Here is a 21,472-nt window from a genome sequence, read left to right as displayed (position 1 = left end):
TCAGCAGTCGCGCGGCCAGAGGGCGAATACATCGGGCGTGTTCATCCAGTCGAACGTGGTGACGCTGGAGTGCCCCTGCTGGGCGAGGTATTGCACGCGTTGGGCGGCGGCCACGGGATCCGGGTTGGTGTCATCGAGCGCCGGGGAGACGCTCTCGGCTGAGCCTTCGACAGTGAGGTAGTGGTTTCCGCAGTACCAGGACAGACTGTATCCGTCACTGAGCCAACGGGTGGCCTGGGTGTCGAAGATGACGAACCACGGGCGCAGGGCGGGACTGTAGATGAGGCGGGGGTCGCCCCGGGGGGACGGTTTTGTCATGGCGGGCCACATGGATGCGTGGGCGAGTCGGCCGCCTGCCGCCAGGTCGGCCACGTACTGGGCATACTCCTGTTCGGTGGAGAGGTTGTCCAGGTCGTAGCCGGCGAGTCTGTTTTCTATCGTGCCGGTGATGGGGAAGACGATGAACTTGCCCCGGAGCTCCTTCCAAGTGGGCCAGGCTCCCGCCTTGGCAGCGTCATCGAGGGTGGAGTGGGCGGTGCCGAGCATGTCGGCGGGGGTGAAGAGGTGGTCGGCGCCCAGGTGTTTGGCCACGAGCTGATCGAGTTGGGCGGGGCCCATGTCCGCGCCCGAGCGGAAGCCCCATTTCAGTTCGAGTTTGAGGTAGACGGGGTCGTGATCGGGGTGCGCGTCGCTCCAGGTTCTGAGGTCGTCCAGGCAGGTTCTCAGACTGCCGTTCTCCCAAGTTCTCTTGAACACGCCTGAACCGGTGGTGTAGGTGCAGTTGTTGTCGTTGGCCAGGGGGTCGGAGTGGCTGACCACCCATCCGCCGGGGTTGCCGTAGGTGCTGTAGGTGTCGAGCTCCAACAGATGCGCACCGAGGTCGAGGCCCTTGGTCAGGGACTTGGACTTGGCTTGCTCGTATGCGTTGTGCAGTCCGGACACCGAGAGCTGATCGAGCGGGACGTCGTCGAAAGCCGATGTGTCCGTAGCGGACTTCGCTGTGGCGGCATGGCCGGATGTCGCCGAGGCCCACGGCAGGGCCAGGCTGAGCAGTAAGGCGGTGCCCAGGATGCAGGCTTTGCGTTGCCACGGAGAGGTTCGCGCCATCACGAAGGGCATCGGAGCTCCTTGCGTTCGGGAGTGACGGAAGCGGGGTGCTGTGTCAAGGGAGGCCCGGCACCGCGGCGTTGCAGGAGCGCGCGCCGGGCTGATCTGCGCCGAGGCAGAGACCATCGCCGCGAGTGCTTGTGACGCTCTCACGGACCTCCCTGAGGTGAGAAGCCAGACCTTGGGTTGATAGCAAGCGGCCGCTTAGTATGGAAGTGGGCATGCCAAGAAATTTTGGACGCGGAGGGAGCCGGAACGTGCTGCAGTCGTCGTCTTCACAGCTGAGGACGATGCTGTCGGGTGCTGTGCCGCTGTGGCTGAGCCCGTACGGACCCAGGGCCTGGCGGGCGGACTGCAGGATCAGCGCGAGCGACGCACCTGGAGCAGGGTGTCGGTACGGGCGGGCTTGGCCGGTGCGGGCAGGCCGAGGCAGCCGGCGGCGGCCCTGTATGCGCGCACGGCCTCGCCGAGGTGCGGGGGAGACGCGGGCCTGCCCCTTCAGTCGGGTGAGGCCGTCGAAGCTGCTTGACGGCCTACGGGAACTTCGTCAACGAGAGCGGTCGCCGACGGCCGCGCGCCTCCCTGGCGCTCGGTCCATGTGACTGACTCAGGACTTCGCGGGCTCGGTGTCCTGCACGACGTATGCCAGGTCGGGATCCACGATCACCGCCACCTTGCCGACGACGCCGTGGCCCTCTTTCAACGACTGCAGTCCCTCATTGATTGCCTCGACGGTGCTGTCGATGGTGTGGCCGATGTGGGGGACCACGAGTCCCTGCGCCGCCCACTCCATCGCCAGAGCCATCCCGCGCTGGAGAAAGGCGCGCGCCTCACCGTCGAGCGTGGCGGGCTCGGAGAAGTAGCGCAGCAGATTGACGTTTACGTTCCTGGCGCCGCGTTGGGCCAGGATCGCATCTACCGGGCTGTGCGTTTCGGTCAGGCGCGTCGTCTTCCCCGGGCCGACGCCGAGCACGATCCAGTTGCCGCCACGTCGGACGGTCTTCGCGGTCTCGACGAAGCTGTGCTCGTTGTAGGTGGCGTCGAAGACGAGGTCAACGCCCCGGCCATCGGTCAGCTTGGCGATTTCGGCGGCGATGTCGTCGCGCTTGTAGTCGAAAACATGGTGGGCGCCGGACTGCCGGGCCACCGCGATCGATTGCGGCGTGCTGCCACTGCTGATGACCAGTCCGGCCCCCAGGGCACGCGCAGCCATCTGCACGGCGAGATGCCCGACGCCGCCCCCACCGCCCGGGACATAGACCATGTCACCGGCCTGGACCGCCCCGTAGAGACCTGCGAAAGCGGACAGGAAGCACATCGGAAGCGCCGCCGCATCGCGGAAACTCAGGGACGGTGGCTTGCGAACGGTGAGGAATCGGTGGGCGAGGGCATAGCCGCCTTCGTCTCCGTTCCCGCCGGTTGCGACCCAGCCTCCGTCACCGTTCAAATCGGCCATGGCGGCCACCGCGTCGCCGACGGCGACGTCACTCACACCAGGGCCCACGCCGACCACCACGCCGGCGAGATCAAGACCGAGCGCGACGGGTGGCGTCCGGCCCATGAAGTTGAGGTCGGCCAGCTTGTACTCCAGTGGGTTGAGCGAGGAGGCGGCGACGCGGATCAGAACCTGGCCGGCCGCCGGCTGCGGGACGGGAACGCGCACCGCCTCGAGCGGCAATCCAGCTCGGTCCTTTGTGTAACCGACACCGAGAAACGTCTCCGGAACCTTCTGAGTCTGCTCCATGATCTTCCCTCTCCCGGCCACTTGAGGAGGGATGCGCTCGCTGCCAGACGGTCTCCCGGCTGCCCCCGCCCGCACGTCGAGCAGTCGCGCCGAACCCCCACTCACTACTGCGGAAAATCCAGCAGCCGGCGTGTGGTTTCCTCCGGCGCCTCTTCTGGAATGAAGTGACCGACCGGCACCGGGACGCCGCGAACGTCATCGGCCCACTCCTGCCAGATCGCGAGCGGTCACCATAGAGTTTGCCGACCGCGCCGCGCTGACTCCAGAGAAAGAGCACAGGGCAGGAGATCCACCGCTTCCCGCGATCCGCCTCGTCCTGCTGGTAGTCCCAGGTTGCGGATGCGCGGAACTCCTCGCAGATGGCGTGCACCGTATCGGGATGGCTGAATTTATCGATGTATTCCCGCGCACCTCGGCTGGGAAAGCGCTCGTCACCTCGGACCATGTGTCGAGCATGAAGTCGACCAGGTTGGCCGGTGCCGCGTTGATGAACTGTTCCGGAGCCGGTTCCGGCGCGGCGAGGAAGGACCATTGCCGGTAGAGGAGGCTGAAGTCCTTGTCGGCACGGTTGTACGCGTCGCCGACAGGAACGACGTCCATGACGGCGAGCCGGAGAACAGCATTCGGGTGATCCAGTGCGAGGCGGTAGGCGCAGCAGGCCCCGCGATCGTGTCCCACGACACCGAACCTGCCGTAGCCCAGATGCTGCATGACCTTGAGCTGGTCACGGCCGATCGCGCGCATGCTGTAGGGCTCGTGATCGGCCGTACCGGGCGGCTTGCCGCTGTCGCCGTACCCACGCAAGTCGGTGGCGACGACGGTGTAGCGCTCTGCGAGGCGGAGTGCTACCCGGTGCCACATCAGATGCGTTTCCGGAATACCGTGCAGGAGCAGCAGAGGCGGTCCGTCGCCGCCACGGCATCCGTGGATCGACGTATCCGTGGTAGCGATGTCGAACTCTTCGAAACGGTCGAACATGTCCACGAACCCTCTCGCGACTCAAGGACCGTTCTGTGCCGTCGTACCAGTGCAGTTGGAGCCGACGACGAATCTCTCTTGCCGTTGACCGGCGAAATAGCCGGTGGCGTCGGCCCGTCGGCGGCGGGGTATGTCACCACGGTGGTGCGGGCGACGCAGTGATAGCGCCTATGGGACGCAGTGACAGCGCCTATGGGCAGACCGGTTCGCTCGCCACCGTGTGAACTCGTGGCACGCGCGAAATGAGCCCGCGCGTACGCGGGCGTCACAGGCCCTACGGCCATCCGGCTTCAGTTTATCTCCGGCGGCGCGGTGGCGCGACGCCGTGCGATCCCGAGCTCCTCGTCCAACGATCAGCGACCGTTCGCGTCGGTGGCCGGCTGTAGTCATCCGCCGACAACAGAAACGGTTGCCGGCATCGACCCACAAGGCTCCACGAGGGCACTGTGGTGGATCGGCGCCCTGCACGGTAATGCCGAGTCCATGCGGCAGCTTTGCAGACATCCACCCACCTTGCTCTTCAAGTGTCGGACCTCGACGCCCCGTTCGTGCGGGGTTGGAAGCGGCCGTCGAACGCACCGGTGCGGGAAATGCCGCACATGCTCGCTCCGTAGTCAAGAGGGAGGCGAGAAGGGAGCGGGTGTGTCGGCGTCGAGGGCCGCCGTGCGGAGGGCGGCTGCCACGCGGGTGACCGGCTCCGCAGGCGGGTGGGGAAGGCGGGCCAGGAGTAGGCGCCGTTGCTCCTGGGGGCCGCCGCGGACGGGCAGGACGCGGACGCCCTGTGGCGCGGCGGAAGCGAGGACGGCGGGCACGGTCGTCAGTCCGCAGCCTGCGGCGACCAACTGGAGCTTGGCGAGCCAGTCGCGCACGGTGTGGGCGATCTCGGGCCGCTCGTCCAGGCCCGGCCAGACGCCCATCAGCCGGTCCTCTCCCGAGGAGGAGCCCGCGATCCACCGCTGCCCGCGCAGGTCGGCCACGTCGACGAAGTCGCCGCGGGCCAGCGGGTGGGTCGCGGGCACCGCCAGGCAGAGTGCGCGTTCGGTGAGCGTCTGCAGCGCGAGTGGGGGCGACTCGGCGTCCGGTGGCCGGAACGGCGGCGCCGACGCGAGCAGGGCCAGATCGAGACTGCCGGCCCGTAGGGCGCGCACCAACGCCGGGGTGCTGCCTTCCCGGCCGACAACCTGCAGGCCGGGGTCCGTCCGGCGCAGGGAGGCGAGGGCTCGGGGCAACAGGACGGCGCCGGCGCTGGGGAACCAGCCCAAGCGGACCGTGCCGGCCTGCCCGGGCAGGCCGGACAGTTCGCGCGCGGTCGCGTCGATCTCGTCGAGCACGACCGTCGCGCGGCGCATGACGACGCGGCCGGCCGCGGTGAGCCGAGCGCCGTCGCGCCGCCGCTCCAGCAGCGCCGCCCCCGCAGCCCGCTCGATCGCCGCGATCTGTCGGGACACCGCCGACTGGGTGTAGCCCAGCGAGGCCGCGGCCGCGGTGAAGGTTCCCTGTTCGGCGACGGCCCGGAAGACGCGCAGCGCGGTCAGTGACACATCCGTGAAGTCCATGACGTTTGCGCATACTACCCGTGCCGAACTTTCGTTGGACTCATGGCGGCGCGCGTTTCTAGCGTGGTGGGCATGAACGCATCCCGTATCGCGCTCGTCACCGGCGCCAACCAAGGACTCGGCCGCGCTCTAGTCGAAGGGCTGGCGGCCCGCATGAACCCGGACGACCTGGTCCTGCTCACCGGCCGCAGCCGGCAGCGAGTGACGGACGCCGCGCGCGAGGTCGGCCGGCTGCCCGGTACCCGCGCCCGTGTCGAGGGCCGGGTCCTGGACGTCACCGACACCGAGGCGATCGCCCGTCTTGCCGAGGACCTTCGCACTCGGCGCGGAGGGGTCGACGTCGTCATCTCCAACGCGGTCGCCCGGGTGCTGCCCGAGGAGTCACAGGCCGAGCGGGCCGACGAGTTCATCGACGTCTCCAACACCGCCACGCACGCGATCCTGCGCTCCTTCGGCCCTGCCCTGCGTCCGGGTGGCCGGCTGCTCGTCGTGGCCAGCAGCCTGGGTACCCTCGGCCATCTCGACCCGCGGCTGCACCACTGGTTCGACGGCGCGAGCCTGGAGCAGGTCGAGTACGCCGTGGAGTCGTGGCGCAGCGCCATCCACAGCGGGAGCGCGCAGGAGGCGGGCTGGCCGGTCTGGTTGAACGTGCCCTCGAAGGTGGCTCAGGTCGCCGCCGTCCGCGCGCTCTCCGCGGAACGCCGTGCTCACGACCTCGCCACCGGCACTCTGATCGCCTCCGTGTGTCCCGGCATGGTCGACACCGCCACCTCGCGCCCCTGGTTCAGCGACTACAGCCAGGCGCAGTCGCCGGCCCAGGCCGCCGCGGCCGTGCTCGACCTGGTCTTCGCCGAACACGTCGATCCCGCCCTCTACGGCGAGTTGGTCCGCTTCGGCAAGGCCCTGCACTGGCATGACGGCACACCTCCGGTGGAGCAGGACCGGATGCTCACGCCCTGAACGGCCAGGGCGCTCACACGCACCTCGGTACTCGGCAAGGGATTGGAGCGCAAGCGGGTGCTGACCGGGCAGTCGTCGTCCCGGTGGGCGGGGTCGATCACGAAGGCCACCCACGACCAGTGGGCACTGGCCCGGCGCGCCCAGCTCGCGCACGTGCAGGCCCCGGAGGCGGGGGTGCGCACGGTCGCACACCGTCTGTCCCTCCCGTTGGGGGAGAAGGGCAGCAAAAAGTCGCCGGGCGGCTACCGCTCGCGGCGGGAGTGACATGCCAAGTCCCGCCGCCTGCACATCCTCCAGGACCAGCTTGAGGCGGTGCGGGCGATTGGCAGGCCGGCATCGTGCACGTGGTGCGCGGCAGCAAGCGCCTGCTGACCAGCCGCCACCACCTTCAGGCGGCCCAGCTCACCGAGGCCGAGTGGCGGGCCCGCCGGCAGGCCGGGCGCCGGTTCCTCCAGGCCGACGGCGAGTCGGGCAAGCGGTACGGCAACGAGACCATCCGCATCACCCCCGACGGTGAGGTCAGCATCGAACTCCCCGCCCCGCTGGCGCATCAGGCGAACGCCCCGCGCGGACGGTACGTCCTCGCCGCGCGAGTGGTGTTCGCGCACCGGGGCGAGCAGTGGCGCGACCGCGCCGCAGCGAATCGGGCCGTCGCCTACCGCATCCACGAGGACGTGCAGCGCGGCCGCTGGTATGTCACCGCTTCCTGGACGATCCCCCCGGCCGCCGTCGTGCCCCCTGCGGCGGCCCGCGTGAACGGGATGGTCGGTGTCGACACCAACGCCGACCACCTCGCCGCCTGGCGCCTCGACCAGCACGGCAACCCGGTCGGCCAACCGCTCCGCTTCGGCTACGACCTCACCGGCAGCAGCGGCCACCGCGACGCCCAGGTCCGGCACGCCCTCATCCGCCTGCTGCGCTTCGCCCAACGCCACGCCTTGTCGCCCCATGCGATGAACGTGGCGAGGTTCGCGACGGTGCGCTGGAGCTTCTCTTCCAGGGGCAGCGACTCGGGGAGCCGCCCGCGTCCTGCTTGCCTCGCACGTACAGCGGGCAGGCGAGGGCGCTGCCCATATTGGCGCCCACGGAGTTGCCTGCTGCCCGGCCTTGGCGGCAACCATGAGCGAGACGCCTCCGGTGTGGCTGGTCATGCACATCGAGCACATGCTGCGCCGCGTCTGCCAGGAGGTGGCGCTGGGGCCGCGCAGGGGAGTGCCGTCGGGCGGCCGTCCAGCCCGGTGGCGAGGTAGGCCGGTTGGGGGGCGTGGGGTCTCTCCAGCCGAGGAAGTCCAGGTCGTCCCAGGGCCGCTCGGCCAGGTCGCGGGGGATCGACAGGCGTCTGGCCTCGCCCTTGGTGCAGTTCACGAAGGCGGTGCGGATCGACCGCTCGGTCAGTGGGCGCATGAGCGGCAGGCCATTGCCTAAAGGCTTTAGGTAAATGCATAATGTATGTCGTTGGAGGAGGGGAAGGTTATGGTCAGAGTGGGGCTGACACCGGAGCGGCCGTCCCTGGCGGGGGCGGTCCTGGCCGACGAGGTGGGTTCCGACCAGGTGACCGTCTCGGCGCTCGCCCAGCGGTTCGACGTCAAGGTCACGAGTCCGTACTGCACGTGAAGAACTCCCAGGACCTCAAGACCAGGATTGCCCTGCTCGCCCTGGAGGAACTCGTCGACCGGGTCGCCGATGCCCTGGCCGGGCGGGCCGACGAGGACGCCCTGACGGACTTCGCGGATGCCTACCGCGATTACGCCCGGGAGCACCCTGGTCGCGACGCCGCCGCGCGTCTCCGGCTCGATTCCGAGACGGCGGCCGCCTGCGTCGGGGTGCGGCACGCACAGATGACGCGGGCGATCCCGCGCGGCTGCGACCTGACGGAGGCAGACCAGACACGCCCCGTCCGGATGCTGGGCAGCGTCTTCCACGGCTACGTCAGGCTGGAGCTGGCCGGAGGCCCTCGAGCACAGCGCCCCCGACACGCAGGAGTCCTGGGCCTGGATCGTGGACTCCCTCGACGCTCTACTGCGAAACCGGGCCACACCCTGACCAGCCGTCCGCACCGCTGGAGCGGACCGCCGCGCCCGGCACCAGCGCATCCGAACATTCCGGAAATCTTGATCAACAGGTTGAGGCAATGAACACTGAGCACGGCATGATCACCACACCTGTCACGGCGGACATTCTGCGGGGCCACCTCGACGTGGAAGCGACCGCGCACGGGCTGCTGCCGCATCGACTGCCCGCCCGAGCGCGCCGCCAGATCCCCGACAGCCAACTGGCCATGGCCGAGGCCCAGCCCTCCGGCGTGCGGTTGGTCTTCCGTACCCAGGCCACCTCGATCGAACTGGACACGCTGCCCACCAAGCGGGTCTACCGAGGTTTTCCGGCCCCGGCGGACGGTGTGTACGACCTGCTGATCGATGGCCGTCTCGCGGCCCAGGCCACGGTTGTCGGCGGTAACGTATGCACGATCACCGACATGGTCACCCAGTCCTCCGCACTGTCGGAGGGGCCTGCCGGTACCGCCCGGTTCACCGATCTGCCGACGGGTGACAAGGACATCGAGATCTGGCTCCCGCACACGGAGATCACCGAGCTGATCGCCCTGCGCACCAACGCCCCCGTGGCGCCCAGGCCGGACAGCGGACGCAGGGTGTGGCTGCACCACGGCAGTTCCATCAGCCACGGCTCGAACGCCACGCATCCGACCGCCATCTGGCCGGCCCTGGCAGCCGCCCAGGGCGGAGTGGAACTGGTCAACATGGGGTTCGGCGGCAGCGCGCTGCTGGACCCCTTCACCGCGCGCGCGATGCGGGACGCACCCGCGGACCTGATCAGCGTCAAGGTCGGCATCAACGTCGTCAACACGGACGTGATGCGTCTGCGCGCCTTCACCCCCGCGGTCCACGGCTTCCTCGACACCATCCGCGAGGGACACCCGGCCACACCCCTGCTGGTCGTGTCTCCCATCCTGTGCCCGGTCCAGGAGGACACCCCCGGCCCTCTCGCACCCGACTTCGACGGCGGCACCTTGCGGTTCAAGGCCACGGGCGATCCGGCCGAACGCGCCGCCGGGCGCCTGACGCTCAATGTCATCCGCGACGAACTCGCCCGGATCGTCGAACAGCGGGCGGCTGACGACCCGCACCTGCACTACCTCGACGGCCGTGAGCTCTACGGCGAGAGGGACTATGCCGAATTCCCGCTGCCCGACGAGGTCCACCCTGATCCGGCGGGGCACCGCCGCATCGGCGAGAACTTCGGGCGGCTCGCGTTCGGTGACGGCGGCCCTTTCGCGACCAGGACCGGCTGACCAGTAGCACGCTCACGCAGACCGCGATGGTCGCGCTGCCCAGGGAGTTCACGCCCGCGATGCGCCCGCAGCCGGCTCGCGCGTATCAGCCGTGGCCCCTGTCCGCAGCCGGGTCATGCGGCCTGGCCGAAGCCGGCGTCGGCCAGGTCGTGTGCGCGCAGCGGGGCCCGGCTGCATGGCAGGTTGCTCTGGAAGACCACCTCTACGGGCGGGAGGATATAGCTGGGCTTCGCGTCGCCATCGAATACCGCTGAGGACCCGCTATGTTCGATTCACCTGATTTCGATGTGGCGCCGTACGGCGATATCGACATGACGATATACATACGGCGCAGTTTTTGCAGTTGGACCGACGCCAACTGGCGATCGCTGCTCGTGCAGCGTTTCGTGCACGCCCGCCAGGTCGAGCACCTGCTGCTGCCCGGGACCTCCGACCTGCACCTCGTGCTGTGCACCGCCGGACAAGCCGTCATGCAGGTCAGCTCCGGAGGGCCATCGGCCAAGCGCCGCTGGACGGCCGGGCGGCTGGAACTCATGGTGCCGGGCCGGTCGACGGTGCGCAGCTACGCGGCGACATAGTCTGGTCGGCACGGTTTGCGCCCAAGTTGCCCCTGTCCGGGCCCTTTTGGCGTTGGTATCTGACCCGCTTCATGCAGCGCATGGTGGAAGGGCTCGCCAGGCATGCGGAGCACAACAGACCCTGACCGAGGTCGACCGGCGTCGCCGGCTGCATCCCACCGACGACGTCGACCCTGCCTCACGGAATCGCGGCCGGGCCTACGCCGGCCCGCCCGGACGCCCCATCTGTCTGCGGGTGGTCTGAGCTCCATTGCCCGGCTGCGCCTGCTGCTCGCTGCTTCTTGCTCGTGCCAGGGCGGCAGCAGAGGGCGGCAGCGTTCGGCGCCCGGCAGAGTTCTCGTTACGGATCCTCACGCCGGCCAGGCGATTGGCGGCTCCATGTGTGTGGCGACGCCGCCTGGTGCAACGTGATCAACGACCCGGCGGCCGGGCGGGGGCGGGAAGTCCCTGGCCGGTACCGCGCGACTTGGACGCGGCGCATCGACCGCACGGCCGGGGGCGACAACAGCTTCCGAGGGCGTGTGCCAGCGCGTTGTATGCCCGGGGTGCTGCCCCTTCACAACCACACACTGCGATCGCTGTGCGTAATCGGAGGGTAACTCTAGGTTGTAAGCGTGATCGTGCGACCGCCACCAGAGGGGCACATGAACGACCAAGAAGTCACCTTCTACACCCGACCCGACTACATGGGCGACGCCCACACCTATGCACTCGGAACCGACGAGAACCTGCACCCGGGTGAGCTCAACGACAAGTTCAAATCTGTCAAGGTCGGCCGAAAGGTCAAGATCTTGGCCTGGCAGCACAGCAACCAGACCGGCAAGTACCGGGAATGGGACCTCGACCAGCCGGACATCTCCGACATCGGTGGGCTGACCCGGTTCAAGGTCGTCGAGAGCACCACCCTGCCCGTCGTGGTCCGGCTCCAGGACCTCACCGGCGCCCCGGCCGGGAAGTACAGTCTGAAGGTCAGCTCCTACGACGTCGGGGACACCATCGTCTACTCCGGCGACCCGGAGTACGGGCTCGTCGGCGTCATGCCTGAGGACGGCCCGCCGGTCACCACAGCCATCTACGTCCGCGACGAGCACACCGGTGCCTACGTCGCCGTGGGCGCCATCTACTTCACCTGGAACCCCGACACCAAGTCGATCGACGTCGCCGACGCCTCGAACCTTCCCGAGAACCTTGCGTACTCGCGGGAAGGCCGCAACCAGTTCACCTTCAAACTCACCGAGGCCTAGCCACCGCCGGCAACAGGGCCGGAGCATCCCGTGCTCCGGCCTTGGCCTGTTCAGGCCCACAGCAAATCCGGCTACAGCGTCTTCGCCTCGATGAAGGGCGGGCCAACGACCGGCGCAGTCCGCGCGAGCGGGTGCGCCGGGAGTGATCGCCCGAAGCCCTTCAAACGCCACCGAGTGCCGCCCTGCGCCGTCGCTGAGGCGACTGCGCTCATCCCGCGAGCCGCCTTCCGATCACGGTGGACCATCCCGGTCACACCACTAGGTCGTGTACGACGGGACCGGGCGCCGCCTCCGACCTGGGTTTGCGTGGGGCGGCTGCGGTGGTGGGAGTTGGCCAGGGTGAACTGCCGCAGCGCGCCGAAGTGGGCCTCGATCGGGTTGGCCCAGGATGCGTAGGTCGGGTTAAGCACAGCTCGACCTTGTTCTTTATTCCTTCCATGTCTTGGTGCGCTGGAAGGTGATGCCGCGTCGCCGGAGCAGCCACCGTAAGGCTTCACGGCCGACGCGGATGACACGTCCGTGCACTTCCCGCAGGGAGGCGGCGAGTTTGCGGATCGACCAGCGGGTGAAGGGCTGGTCGAGCCTGGTGGGGCGGGTGGTGGCCGTCCGGATGACGAAGTCCTCGTCGTCAGGGGGGAGTAGGCGGGGACGGCTTCCCGCCCACTGAGACATCTCACGATGCCAAGTTGTCAAGCTGCTGCGGCCAGTTGGGAAGGGAAGGCGATGTGCTCGTCGAACAGTTCGCCGGTCTGGAGGCAGTGGTAGAGCTGCCCGATCATGCGGTTGAACAGGTGCCGCTGGGCAGCTGCATGCCAGTCTCCTCGCTCGCGTCGGCGACGGTAGTGGGCGTCTGCTCCGGGTGAGGACCGCAGGGCGGAGAAGGCCCACAGATAGCCGGCGTGGTTGAGCCGGTCATTCTTGACCATGCGACGTCCGACATGGTGTTTCTTCCCGGATGCGCGGGTGACGGGGGCGGATCCCGCGTAAGCCTTCATGCCGCGGGAGTCGGCGAACCGCTGACGGTCGTCTCCGATCTCGGCGAGTACCCGGGCACCGAGCTGAACGCCGAGGCCGGGGAAGCTCAAGATCACCTCCGCGTCCCTGTGTTGGAGAAAAGACGCCTCGACCGCCTCGGTGAGTTCGTCGGCCGCGAGGCAGGCGGCTTCCAACTGACGTAGGAGGGCGAGGGCCTGCTTGCCCAGCGCTTCCTCGACGAGCCGTGGCTGGCTTGCGTAGTCGCCCCGGAAGATGTCGCGGAGCCGCTCGGCCTCTGCTTCGATGCCGCGGCTGCGACCGGCACGCTTGAGGGCGGAGCGGAGCTGTGCGCGGGTGAGCCGCGCGGCCTGGGCCGGCGTCGGCGCCACTTTGAGTAGTTCGCGGGCTTCGGGGCGGCACAGGCCGTTCTGCCATCCAGCGAAGGCATCCAGGGCAGCGGGGTAGTACTCGCGCAGCAGAGAGCGGAGCTGGTTGGCGATCTGCTGCCGGTTCCAGGTGGCGTCCTGCTGAGCACGCGCCAGGACAGCGATGGCCCGGGCCAGATCGGTGTCATCCGGCAGCGGGCGGTGCACGGGCATGTCGGTCCGCAGGATGTTCGCCAGGACAAGGGCGTCGCCGGGATCTGACTTCTTGCGCGAGACGCCGTGCCGGTCACGGTATCGGGCAGCGGCCATCGGGTTGACCGCGAAGACCTTCCGTTTGCCCTGCCTCAAGGCGGCAACCAGCAGTCCGCGGCTGGTCTCGATCGCGATCGGGATGGGAGCTTCTTCGGTGTCGCCGTACTCGGCAAGCAGGTCCAGCAGCAGCTGGTAACCGACCGCATCGTCGCTGATGCGGCGCTTGGCCAGCAGCTGCCCGGTGTCGTCGACGAGAGCGACATCGTGATGCTTTTCGGCCCAGTCGATACCGCAGTAGATCAAGTTGTTCCTCCCCTTGGCGCTGGTATCTGCGCTGGTCACGAGCGCATGCGGGCCACGCGGCTCCCTAATTCCAGGACTCTTCGGTCCGACATCTCACAAGCCGTTCGTGACACCAGCGCGCGCCACGGGCCTCGGTCTTGCCCGGAGCTCAACGGCTCGGGACTGTCAAGAGGTCACCGTGAAGCGGGCTCGTACCACCAACATCAACGAGTGATCCCGCATGGGTGGTGGCGGCCGTGAAGACGCCGAACGTCACCGCTCTACCTAGAGGCCTAGCAGGCCAAGGCTTGTATAGGTTGTCCGCCCGGCGTCCACGCGACCGCCACCACCACGAGCACGGGGACCTGGGCCGCTCTCCCGGGAGGGCTCGAAGCCAGGAAGACGTAAGGCGCCATGTCCCAATGCTCACAAGTACGGGGTCATGCGCCGCTCTCAATGAAGGCTTCGTCAGCCGGGGTCCAGGAAGGCGTCACAGTCCCGCACTCGAACAGTCCGGCAGTGCTCCGAGAAGCCGCGCCGGTGCCGCTACCAACGAATTAGGGTCCAGGCAGGCCAGGCCGATCTCGTTGAAGCGGTGGATCACGTCGCGCACGGTGCCCTCATCGGCCTGGACCAGCCGGGCGATCACCGGCACCCGGTTTCCGACCGCCGAAGCGAGCAGCATCATCGCCCGCCGGTAAGGCACCGAACTCGTGCTGCCCCGGCGCACGATCTGCTTCAGCTTCTGCCCCTCCTTGTCGGTCAATCTGCGTACACGGACAGGCTCAGCCACCGCGCCTCCAGCGGCCGAATGAACGTCACCGCACATCCAACCGTCACGACCACCAACCCGGCGAACCTACGCGGTCACAGCACCAGTCAATCCCAACGGTCCGTTCCACACGAGCGGCCCGCGTGCCGCGCACCCCGGCCGCGCGTGCGGACCTACAAGCCCAAGCTTGTGGCGAAAGCCGAGAATGTGGGCGCCGTAATCCGCCACCGGCACAGACGGGGGTTCTACTTCGGTGTCTGGAAGCCGCCGATCCTCTGCTCGAGCAGTTCGGCCAGCCGCAGTGGGGTGCGGTCCTCGAACATCGGGCCGATGAGCTGCGCCCCCACCGGCAGGCCATCGGAGGCCCGGCCCGCTGGTACGGCGGTGGCGGGCAGGCCGGGCATGGTGGCCAGGCCGGCCCAGACGAGCTGGTCGAAGTACGGGTACTCGACGCCGTCGATGTCGATCCGGCGTTCCAGCGGATTGGGGTTGTGGTCGTGCGGGAACGCGGGAGTGGGCGTGATCGGGCACACCACGGCATCGAACTCGGCGAACAGTTGCCGCCAGCCGTGGCGGTGCAGTTCGCGGCGGTTGTTCGCCTGGAGCCAGTCGCGGTGGCTGAACACCATGGCGCGCAGCCGTGCCGCGTCGAGACTCTGGTCGTCCGCGCTCAGTCCGGCGGCGCGGGTCCGCAGCCGATCGTACGGTTCGACGGGAAAACGTGCGACGGAGCCCGAAACCAGCAACTGGCTGTAGAGCGTCCCGGCCTCGGTCAGATCGGGTAGCAGCGGACTGTACCGTTCGACGTGGGCGCCGCCGTCGACAAGCGCGTCGGCGACTCGGTTGACGCCCGCCCGCACCGCCGACCCGGTTGCAATGAGTGGATGTTCGTCGAGGACCAAGACCCGGAAGTCGCGGAGCCGTTCGTGGCGCGCGGGCGGCAGCCTCAAGTGGTGCGCCACGCCGAGCGTCAACGGATCCGGTCCGGCCATGACGTCGAGCAGGAGCGTGAGGTCGCGGGCGGTGCGCGCCATCGGACCGACGACGGCGAGGTCGAGGTCGACCGGCAGGGCCGGTGCGGACGGCGGGACCATACCGCGGTTGGCCGCCAGCCCGAGTGTCGGCTTGTGTGCGTAGACACCGCAGAAATGCGCGGGGGTGCGCAACGAACCGGCGATGTCGGAGCCGATGGACAGCGCGCCGAATCCGCACGCCAGGGCCGCCGCTGATCCGCCGGAGGATCCGCCCGGCGTGCGGCCGTGGTCCCACGGGTTGTTGGTGGTGCCGTAGATCTCGTTGAAGCTCTGGATATCTTGCAGCCCCAAGGGCACATTGGTCTTGCCGAGCACCACCGCGCCGGCGGCCTTGAGCCGCGACACCTGTACCGCGTCCTCGGTCGGCACATAGTCCCGGTGTTGCGGCATGCCCCAGGTCGTGGGCAGCCCGCCGATGTTGTAGGACTCTTTGACCGTCACCGGAATGCCGAGCAGCGGCCGGTCCTCGCCGCGGGCACGCGCCTGGTCGGCATCGCGCGCGGCGGCCCGTGCACGGTCGAAGTCCGGCACACAGATCGCGTTGATCACCTTGTCGTCCCGCTCGATACGGGCGATCGCCTCGTCGGTCAGTTCCGCCGAGGTCACTTCACCGGCACGCAAGGCAGCCGCGAGTTCTTCGGCCGTCTGAAAATTCCACCCCATGAATCAGACCGTACGGGCCTCTGGAACAGGTCACGAAACGCTGCTTCGCGCAACGGGGTTGGATGTCTCAATACTCATCATGTTCCTTTCCGGCCACAGACAATTCGCCCGACCGCTTGCCGCAGTCGTCGAACAGACCCCGGACAAAGGGGTGGGTGATACATACGCCCGCCCGCCTGCGGTGCGCACATGGCGCGGTGCTCGATGCGGTGGTGCGCACCGGATGCACGCGGGGGGACGCACGGTGCTCGCGGCACGCTGCATCGGCAGGCGGCGGCGCGCACCACCGCCATCCCGGTGCGCGCTACACCTCCGGGCAGTGCAGGCGGGCGGCATGTGTGACGGCCAGAAGTGGTGCCCAGCGAGCACCCGGTGGGCTCGACACAGGCAGAGGCACAGGCACCGGGTCGCCCACTGCGACCGGGTTCTGCTGCCCGACCGTGCTCTCGGGCTGCTGGACCGGATGCCCACGCTCGGCTTCACCGCCGACGATGTGACGACAGCACGAGAGGCCCTGATCCTGGTGAGGGCCCTGATGCCGGAGGGCTTCGACGGCTGCCTCTCCCAGATCGAGCACGGCCTCGATGATCCTCGGCACGTCGCCCTGATCAAGCTCACCCGGAGCGCCGGAAACTGGGACCCTGACGACCCTCGGATCGAGGAACTCGCCGAGGAAGTGGCGGCCCACTTCCTCCCCGACCCCCCACTGCTGCCCACGCTGAGCGGCCTCCAGAACCGCGACGACGGCGCGCCCCGCTACGAACTGCTCACCCACCACGGAGAAGACGAGCGGCCTGGCTGGACCCGACTGACCACGTTGATCCAGGCGAAAATGCGCAACGCGCGGGTTCGCGGACTCACGGATGTCTAAAGGCGAGAACCCGCTCGCCAGACGGTCGTTGGACTTGGCACGCAAGCGGGTCAACGTGATGGTGTGCTGCGTCCCCTGCGCGACGCCGATGGGCCGGAGGTGGATGAGGACGGCGGTGGGCAGGACCGGCCGTCGGGGGCCGACCGAGGCGCCGAGCCGCTTGGCGGCGGTCGTGCGCTTCCGGGAGCGCACGGCTCGTTGCGGGTGCCTTTGACCGCCTTGGCGAACCGGCGTCGAACCGTTCTTTGCCGAGCGTGAGGCCGAGTCCGTCGGTCCGCGCGCGACGGTTTCAGCTACGGGCCCGAGGACGGTGTTCCGCCTCGGTATCGCTGCTCCCTGCGCTCGTCAGAATCGCGCTCGTGACAACATCGAAGAGGTGATCGGCGCGCGGCGCGAGTGAGGGTTGATCGCCGAGCCACGCGAGCGACCCGGCCAGCGCAAACAGGTCGGTGCCGTCGATGTCGGTTCGGGCCGTGCCCTCAGCCTGAGCGCGGGCCAGGAGTCGCATGCCGGCCGCGCGCATCGTGACGCATGAAGCGTGAAGTGCGGACTGTGTGTCCTCGAGGGCCGTCATCATCGACGTGATGACGCCGCGATAGTCCCGGGCGCAGGCGACGAAGTCGCGCAGCCACGCCACCAGCGCCTCTTCGGGCGAGCTGGACGTTTCGAGCGCGGCTGCCCTTGTCGTCAGCTCATCGAAGCTCGTACGGAGCAGGGCGTCGAGCAGTGCCTCGCGTGTCGGGAAGTGACGGAGCAGGGTGGCGAGCCCCACGTCGGCCCTGCGTGCGATGTCGCGCAGTGATGCGTCGACGCCTTGCTCGGTGATGACGGCGCCCGCGACTGCGAGTAGGTGGTCGTGGTTCTTCCTGGCGTCGGCCCGCATCTGTCCTTCTTGACTATTCGGATCAGTGGTCCATATATTCGGATCAGTGGTCCGGATTATCGGATCACTGATCCGGTAAGTCTATCCGTGGCGCGGGCAGGAGAAAATGATGTCGACACACACGATGAGGGCGATCCGGGTCCATGAGCACGGCGGCCCTGAGGTGCTGCGCTGTGACGAGGTGCCGATTCCCGAGCCGGGGCCGGGTGAGGTGCTCGTTCGCGTTCACGCGGTCGGCGTCAATCCTCCGGACTGGTACCTGCGCGACGGGCTGGGCAACATACCTCCGGAGACGAGGCCGAAGTTCGACTTGCCCGTGATTCCGGGGACGGACGTGTCGGGCGTCGTCGAGGCCGTCGCCGCGGACGTGGACGGCCTCTCCGTCGGTGATGAAGTCTTCGGTCTCCTTCGCTTCCCCAGCTTCGACGGCAGCGCATACGCCGAGTACGTGACCGCGCCTGCGTCGGACCTCGCACGCAAGCCGACCGGCATCGATCACGTGCACGCCGCCGGGGCGCCTATGGCCGGGCTTACGGCATGGCAGTTCCTGATCGAGCTCGGACACGAACACCCCTCGCCCTTCCAGGCGGCACAGCATCACCCGATGGCACTCGACGCCGGCACGACGGTGCTCATCAACGGTGCCGCGGGCGGCGTGGGGCACCTCGCGCTACAGCTGGCGAAATGGAAGGGTGCACATGTCATCGCGGTGGCATCCAGCGCGCATGAATCGCTCCTGCGTGATCTCGGCGCCGACCAGTTCATCGACTACACCAAGAGCCGTCCTGAGGCGCTCGTGCACGACGTCGACCTTGTTCTCGACACTGTCGGTGGCCGCGACAGCGGTCGCTTCCTGCGCACGCTCAAGCGCGGCGGCGCCCTGTTCCCCGTGTTCTTCGGCGAATACGACGACGAGGAGACCGCGAAGTTGGGCGTCACGGTCTCGGGCACCCAGGTCCGCTCGAACGGCGCGCAGCTCGCTGGACTGGGACGCCTACTTGACGCGGGCACGGTTCGTGTCGTGATCGACAGCACGTTTCCGCTCGCGGATGCCCGAGCGGCGCACGAACGCGCCGCCCGAGGGCATATCCAGGGCAAGATCGTGCTCACGGTCGCTTAGGAACGAGCCGCTTCACAGGCGCGTCCGGCGCTCCTCCTCGGGACACCCGTGACCGCTGAGACGCCGACGCCGAGACCCCGAGGGTACGTCTCCCAGCCAGGTGGCCGCGATGCTCGTAGCGCCGAACCGGGAGGGCCCGTTCAGTCGGTGCGTACCGACCATGCGGCGCACGGGGGACGGCACTGGCGCGCACACTGACGATGTCGCGCACCCTCCGTCGTCCTCCTCATGGCCCCTGGCAGGGCAGTGGCTGCTGTGCTGTCGGTCCCCTTCACCAGTGGCGGCCCGTGAATCCCGAGTCGCCACTGAAGGCATTCCGCAACTTCTGATAGCCCGGCCTACCAGCACGCCCGACCACGACCCTGACCACGGCTGGGCCCGAGCACCCCGGGAGGCGGCGATGGGCCGGGGGATTGAGAGTTCGGGGCCTCTCAGATACGCCGACGAGGTCAACACCGATCTGCTCAGGTTCTTCGCCGAGTAGCCGGTGCCTGTGAGAGAAGGCATGCTCACATAGACGGAAAGCGTGCCGGGATGCCTCAGTCCGCCACACGTGGAGCGCATTCGGCGGCCAGGGCGGCGATGACCGCCGGGCCAGCACGAAAGGACGCACATCAACATGGCGAGTGCAGCACTCAGGAAGGTCCTCATCACCGGAGCGGGCACCGGATTCGGGCATGAAACCGCCATGCGCTTGGCGGAAAAGGGCTTCGACGTGATCGCCGCGGTGGAGATCTACGCTCAGGTCCAGACTCTGAAGTGGCAGGCGGCCGAGCGAGGGGTGAGCCTGCAGGTCGAGAAGCTCGATGTCACCAACGACGGTGATCGTCGCAAGGCTCTCAACTGGGGTGTGGAAATCCTCGTGAACAACGCAGGGGTCGGCGAAGGAGGCGCAACAGTCGACATTCCCGCATCGAATGTCCGGCACCAGTTCGAGGTCAACGTCACTGGACCGCTGCTCCTGACGCAGGGGATCGCCAAGCAGATGGCAAAACGCGGCGCCGGCAGAATTGTATGGGTCTCGTCCCGGGAGGGCCTGAACGTCAATCCCTTCACCGGCATCTACTCCGCTTCCAAGCATGCGGTCGAGGCGATCGCCGAAACCATGGCCTACGAGCTGCAGGAGTACAACGTCGAGGTCGCCACGGTCAACCCGGGGCCATTCCTGACCGGCTTCAACGACCGCATGTTCCAGACCTGGGAGAGCTGGGAGGACGACCCGTCCCAGCGGCTCTTCGACTACTCAAAGCTCGCCTTCCCCCGAGCGCAGTTCGATCCTGAAGCGGTCTATGCGACGTTGACATCCGTCGCTGCGGGAGAGGTCGACCGTTTTCGTAATCTTGAGCCCGTATCGATGGTCGAAGAGACCAAGAAACTCCAGCAGGTTCCCTGGGAGCGCAAGGTCACGGATGGCCTCGGGACCCGGCATCAGGCCATTCAGCACTCCTACGAGATGCAACCTGAAACTCCCGTCGCCGACTGACGGCCTCCCAACCCACCGCAGTCCCGCCCGAGATGCGCTGGAGCCGCTCACAGCCGAGTTGACGACATATACGCCGAGGAAGTGGACACACATGACCGTCTCTGGGATCTCGAAATCTGGCAAGGGCGGACTGGCCCTCGGAGTGGCGGTGCTCTCCGCCCTGACCTTGGTGCCGGCTCATGCCGCGGACGATCTCGACAGGGCTTCGGGGAGCCAGAAACCGACCGTGGTGCTCGTGCACGGAGCATTCGCCGACGGCTCCAGCTGGAACGCAGTGGCGCAGCGCCTGCAGCGGGACGGCTACCGGGTCATCGCCCCACCCAACACGCTGCGCGGCATACCCCAGGACTCGACGTACCTGAACAGCCTCCTGAAGACCATCAAGGGGCCGATCGTTCTCGTCGGACACTCCTACGGCGGTGAGGTGATCTCGCAGGCCGCCGCCGGTGTCGACAACGTCACCGCACTGGTGTACGTCAACGCGATCATGCCGGACAAGGGGGAGTCGTTCGCCAGCCTCTCGGGCAAGTTCCCGGCAGCTCCGCTCACCCAGGCGTTCAAGCAGGTGCCGTTCCGCAACGGCGACGGCACGACGGGCACCGACGTGTACATCGAGCCCGCCAAGCTCCACGCGACCTTTGCCCAGGACCTCTCACAGCAACAGGCGTCCGTCATGGCATCGACGCAGCGCCCGATCGCGCAGTCGGCGTTCGCCGACAAGCTCACCGAAGCGGCCTGGCGGGACAAGCCGGTCTATGTGCTCGTCGGCAAGCAGGACCGGGCCATAGACCCGAGCCTCGAGCGGTACGAGGCCAAGCGCGCGCACGCGCGCAAGACGGTGGAGATCGACTCCTCGCACGTGTCCCTGGTCTCCCACCCCCAGGCGGTCGCGGATCTCATCGTGAGCGCGGCCCGCGACTCCGGCCACCGGTAGGCGGACGCGCAGGACCCGAGCGCACGGCTTCTCGCCTAGGTACTGCAAAAGAGGCAAGGCCAGGGGTACTTGAGTCCGGAGAGTCTTGGGCTGACGACTCATCAGGAAACAGTCAGCCGCTATCTACTCCTCCCACACCGACCCCGACACGCAGGCGGACGAGCCCCGGAACCCGCTTCTCTCCGCGCGAGCGGAGGTGAGCCGTGCACGGGCGGGAACCAGCCCAGCGAGTTGATGGCCCGCCCCGGGTCTGACACGAAAATGAAGTGCGCTGCCCAGGTCAGGCGGCTTGGATCGGTTCGAAGCGGAGCGTCAGGCCGAGGCTATTGGCCTCCTTGAT

Annotated in this window: 15 protein-coding genes and 5 pseudogenes; 10 read left to right on the top strand and 10 right to left on the bottom strand. The window is 68.0% G+C overall.

The genetic code is table 11. The annotated features are described in order from the left end of the window. The 4 genes from ACFY2Z_RS32355 to ACFY2Z_RS32340 form a co-directional block, all read right to left on the bottom strand. Window positions 1-1,119, bottom strand: coding sequence for a Ca2+-dependent phosphoinositide-specific phospholipase C (locus tag ACFY2Z_RS32355; RefSeq protein WP_390747616.1), 1,119 nt, complete (start codon window positions 1,117-1,119; stop codon window positions 1-3). A gap of 595 nt (window positions 1,120-1,714) precedes the next feature. Next, the gene (locus ACFY2Z_RS32350) at window positions 1,715-2,851 is read right to left on the bottom strand and encodes a zinc-binding alcohol dehydrogenase family protein (RefSeq protein WP_390747615.1); all 1,137 of its coding nucleotides are present in this window, start codon (window positions 2,849-2,851) and stop codon (window positions 1,715-1,717) included. A 195-nt stretch (window positions 2,852-3,046) separates the two neighbouring features. Then, the gene (locus tag ACFY2Z_RS32345; protein ID WP_390747614.1) at window positions 3,047-3,829 is read right to left on the bottom strand and encodes an alpha/beta fold hydrolase; all 783 of its coding nucleotides are present in this window, start codon (window positions 3,827-3,829) and stop codon (window positions 3,047-3,049) included. A 614-nt stretch (window positions 3,830-4,443) separates the two neighbouring features. Continuing rightward, entirely contained in the window at window positions 4,444-5,385 is a 942-nt protein-coding gene (locus ACFY2Z_RS32340; RefSeq protein ID WP_390747613.1) for a LysR family transcriptional regulator, read from the bottom strand. A 72-nt stretch (window positions 5,386-5,457) separates the two neighbouring features. Here ACFY2Z_RS32340 and ACFY2Z_RS32335 point away from each other — a divergent pair, with 72 nt between their 5' ends. Together ACFY2Z_RS32335 and ACFY2Z_RS32330 are read left to right on the top strand one after the other, a co-directional pair. Next, window positions 5,458-6,345 carry an SDR family NAD(P)-dependent oxidoreductase gene (locus ACFY2Z_RS32335; protein ID WP_390747612.1) on the top strand — a complete coding sequence of 296 codons (888 nt, stop codon included), beginning with the start codon at window positions 5,458-5,460 and terminating at the stop codon, window positions 6,343-6,345. 42 nt (window positions 6,346-6,387) lie between these two features. Next, window positions 6,388-7,289, top strand: a pseudogene (locus ACFY2Z_RS32330) (IS200/IS605 family accessory protein TnpB-related protein); the annotation flags it as partial. A 5-nt stretch (window positions 7,290-7,294) separates the two neighbouring features. On the opposite strand, the pseudogene ACFY2Z_RS32325 reads toward ACFY2Z_RS32330, so the two are convergent. After that, window positions 7,295-7,749 (bottom strand): annotated as a pseudogene (locus ACFY2Z_RS32325) (FBP domain-containing protein); the annotation flags it as partial. A 69-nt stretch (window positions 7,750-7,818) separates the two neighbouring features. On the opposite strand from ACFY2Z_RS32325, the pseudogene ACFY2Z_RS32320 reads away from it, so the two are divergent. The 4 genes and pseudogenes from ACFY2Z_RS32320 (at window position 7,819) to ACFY2Z_RS32305 (ending at window position 11,477) form a co-directional block, all read left to right on the top strand. Then, window positions 7,819-8,388, top strand: a pseudogene (locus ACFY2Z_RS32320) (TetR/AcrR family transcriptional regulator). Window positions 8,389-8,476: 88 nt separating this feature from the next. Beyond that, complete coding sequence (locus ACFY2Z_RS32315) at window positions 8,477-9,655, top strand: GDSL-type esterase/lipase family protein (protein WP_390747611.1); 1,179 nt, start codon at window positions 8,477-8,479, stop codon at window positions 9,653-9,655. 263 nt (window positions 9,656-9,918) lie between these two features. Beyond that, window positions 9,919-10,233: a hypothetical protein gene (locus ACFY2Z_RS32310; RefSeq protein ID WP_390747610.1), complete on the top strand. Its 315-nt coding sequence runs from the start codon at window positions 9,919-9,921 to the stop codon at window positions 10,231-10,233. Window positions 10,234-10,877: 644 nt separating this feature from the next. Then, window positions 10,878-11,477 (top strand): beta/gamma crystallin domain-containing protein, encoded by a 600-nt coding sequence (locus ACFY2Z_RS32305; protein WP_390747609.1) that lies wholly within the window; start codon window positions 10,878-10,880, stop codon window positions 11,475-11,477. 429 nt (window positions 11,478-11,906) lie between these two features. On the opposite strand, the pseudogene ACFY2Z_RS32300 reads toward ACFY2Z_RS32305, so the two are convergent. The 4 genes and pseudogenes from ACFY2Z_RS32300 to ACFY2Z_RS32285 form a co-directional block, all read right to left on the bottom strand. Then, window positions 11,907-12,143: pseudogene (locus ACFY2Z_RS32300) on the bottom strand (IS630 family transposase); the annotation flags it as partial. Window positions 12,144-12,166: 23 nt separating this feature from the next. Beyond that, window positions 12,167-13,393, bottom strand: a complete 1,227-nt coding sequence (locus tag ACFY2Z_RS32295; protein WP_390747686.1) for an IS110 family transposase — start codon at window positions 13,391-13,393, stop codon at window positions 12,167-12,169. 538 nt (window positions 13,394-13,931) lie between these two features. Next, window positions 13,932-14,165 (bottom strand): annotated as a pseudogene (locus ACFY2Z_RS32290) (helix-turn-helix domain-containing protein); the annotation flags it as partial. 224 nt (window positions 14,166-14,389) lie between these two features. After that, window positions 14,390-15,841 (bottom strand): amidase, encoded by a 1,452-nt coding sequence (locus ACFY2Z_RS32285; protein WP_390747608.1) that lies wholly within the window; start codon window positions 15,839-15,841, stop codon window positions 14,390-14,392. Window positions 15,842-16,304: 463 nt separating this feature from the next. On the opposite strand from ACFY2Z_RS32285, the gene ACFY2Z_RS32280 reads away from it, so the two are divergent. Then, entirely contained in the window at window positions 16,305-16,712 is a 408-nt protein-coding gene (locus ACFY2Z_RS32280; RefSeq protein WP_390747607.1) for a hypothetical protein, read from the top strand. A 289-nt stretch (window positions 16,713-17,001) separates the two neighbouring features. Here the strand turns inward: ACFY2Z_RS32280 and ACFY2Z_RS32275 are convergent, their stop codons facing one another. Beyond that, window positions 17,002-17,595: a TetR/AcrR family transcriptional regulator gene (locus ACFY2Z_RS32275; protein WP_390747606.1), complete on the bottom strand. Its 594-nt coding sequence runs from the start codon at window positions 17,593-17,595 to the stop codon at window positions 17,002-17,004. A gap of 109 nt (window positions 17,596-17,704) precedes the next feature. Between ACFY2Z_RS32275 and ACFY2Z_RS32270 the strand changes: the two genes are divergently transcribed. From ACFY2Z_RS32270 to ACFY2Z_RS32260, 3 genes are all read left to right on the top strand, one after another. Beyond that, window positions 17,705-18,715 (top strand): NADP-dependent oxidoreductase, encoded by a 1,011-nt coding sequence (locus ACFY2Z_RS32270; protein WP_390747605.1) that lies wholly within the window; start codon window positions 17,705-17,707, stop codon window positions 18,713-18,715. A gap of 619 nt (window positions 18,716-19,334) precedes the next feature. Then, the gene (locus tag ACFY2Z_RS32265; RefSeq protein ID WP_390747604.1) at window positions 19,335-20,198 is read left to right on the top strand and encodes an SDR family oxidoreductase; all 864 of its coding nucleotides are present in this window, start codon (window positions 19,335-19,337) and stop codon (window positions 20,196-20,198) included. Window positions 20,199-20,289: 91 nt separating this feature from the next. Continuing rightward, entirely contained in the window at window positions 20,290-21,132 is an 843-nt protein-coding gene (locus ACFY2Z_RS32260) for an alpha/beta fold hydrolase (RefSeq protein ID WP_390747603.1), read from the top strand. Window positions 21,133-21,472 lie beyond the last annotated feature (340 nt).

Origin of the sequence: Streptomyces sp. NPDC001222 (genome assembly GCF_042896945.1) — a bacterium.
Classification (GTDB): Bacteria; Actinomycetota; Actinomycetes; order Streptomycetales; family Streptomycetaceae; genus Streptomyces; species Streptomyces gibsoniae.
Note: the sequence above shows the minus strand (reverse complement) of the source record. Positions and strands in the feature narration are given on the sequence as shown.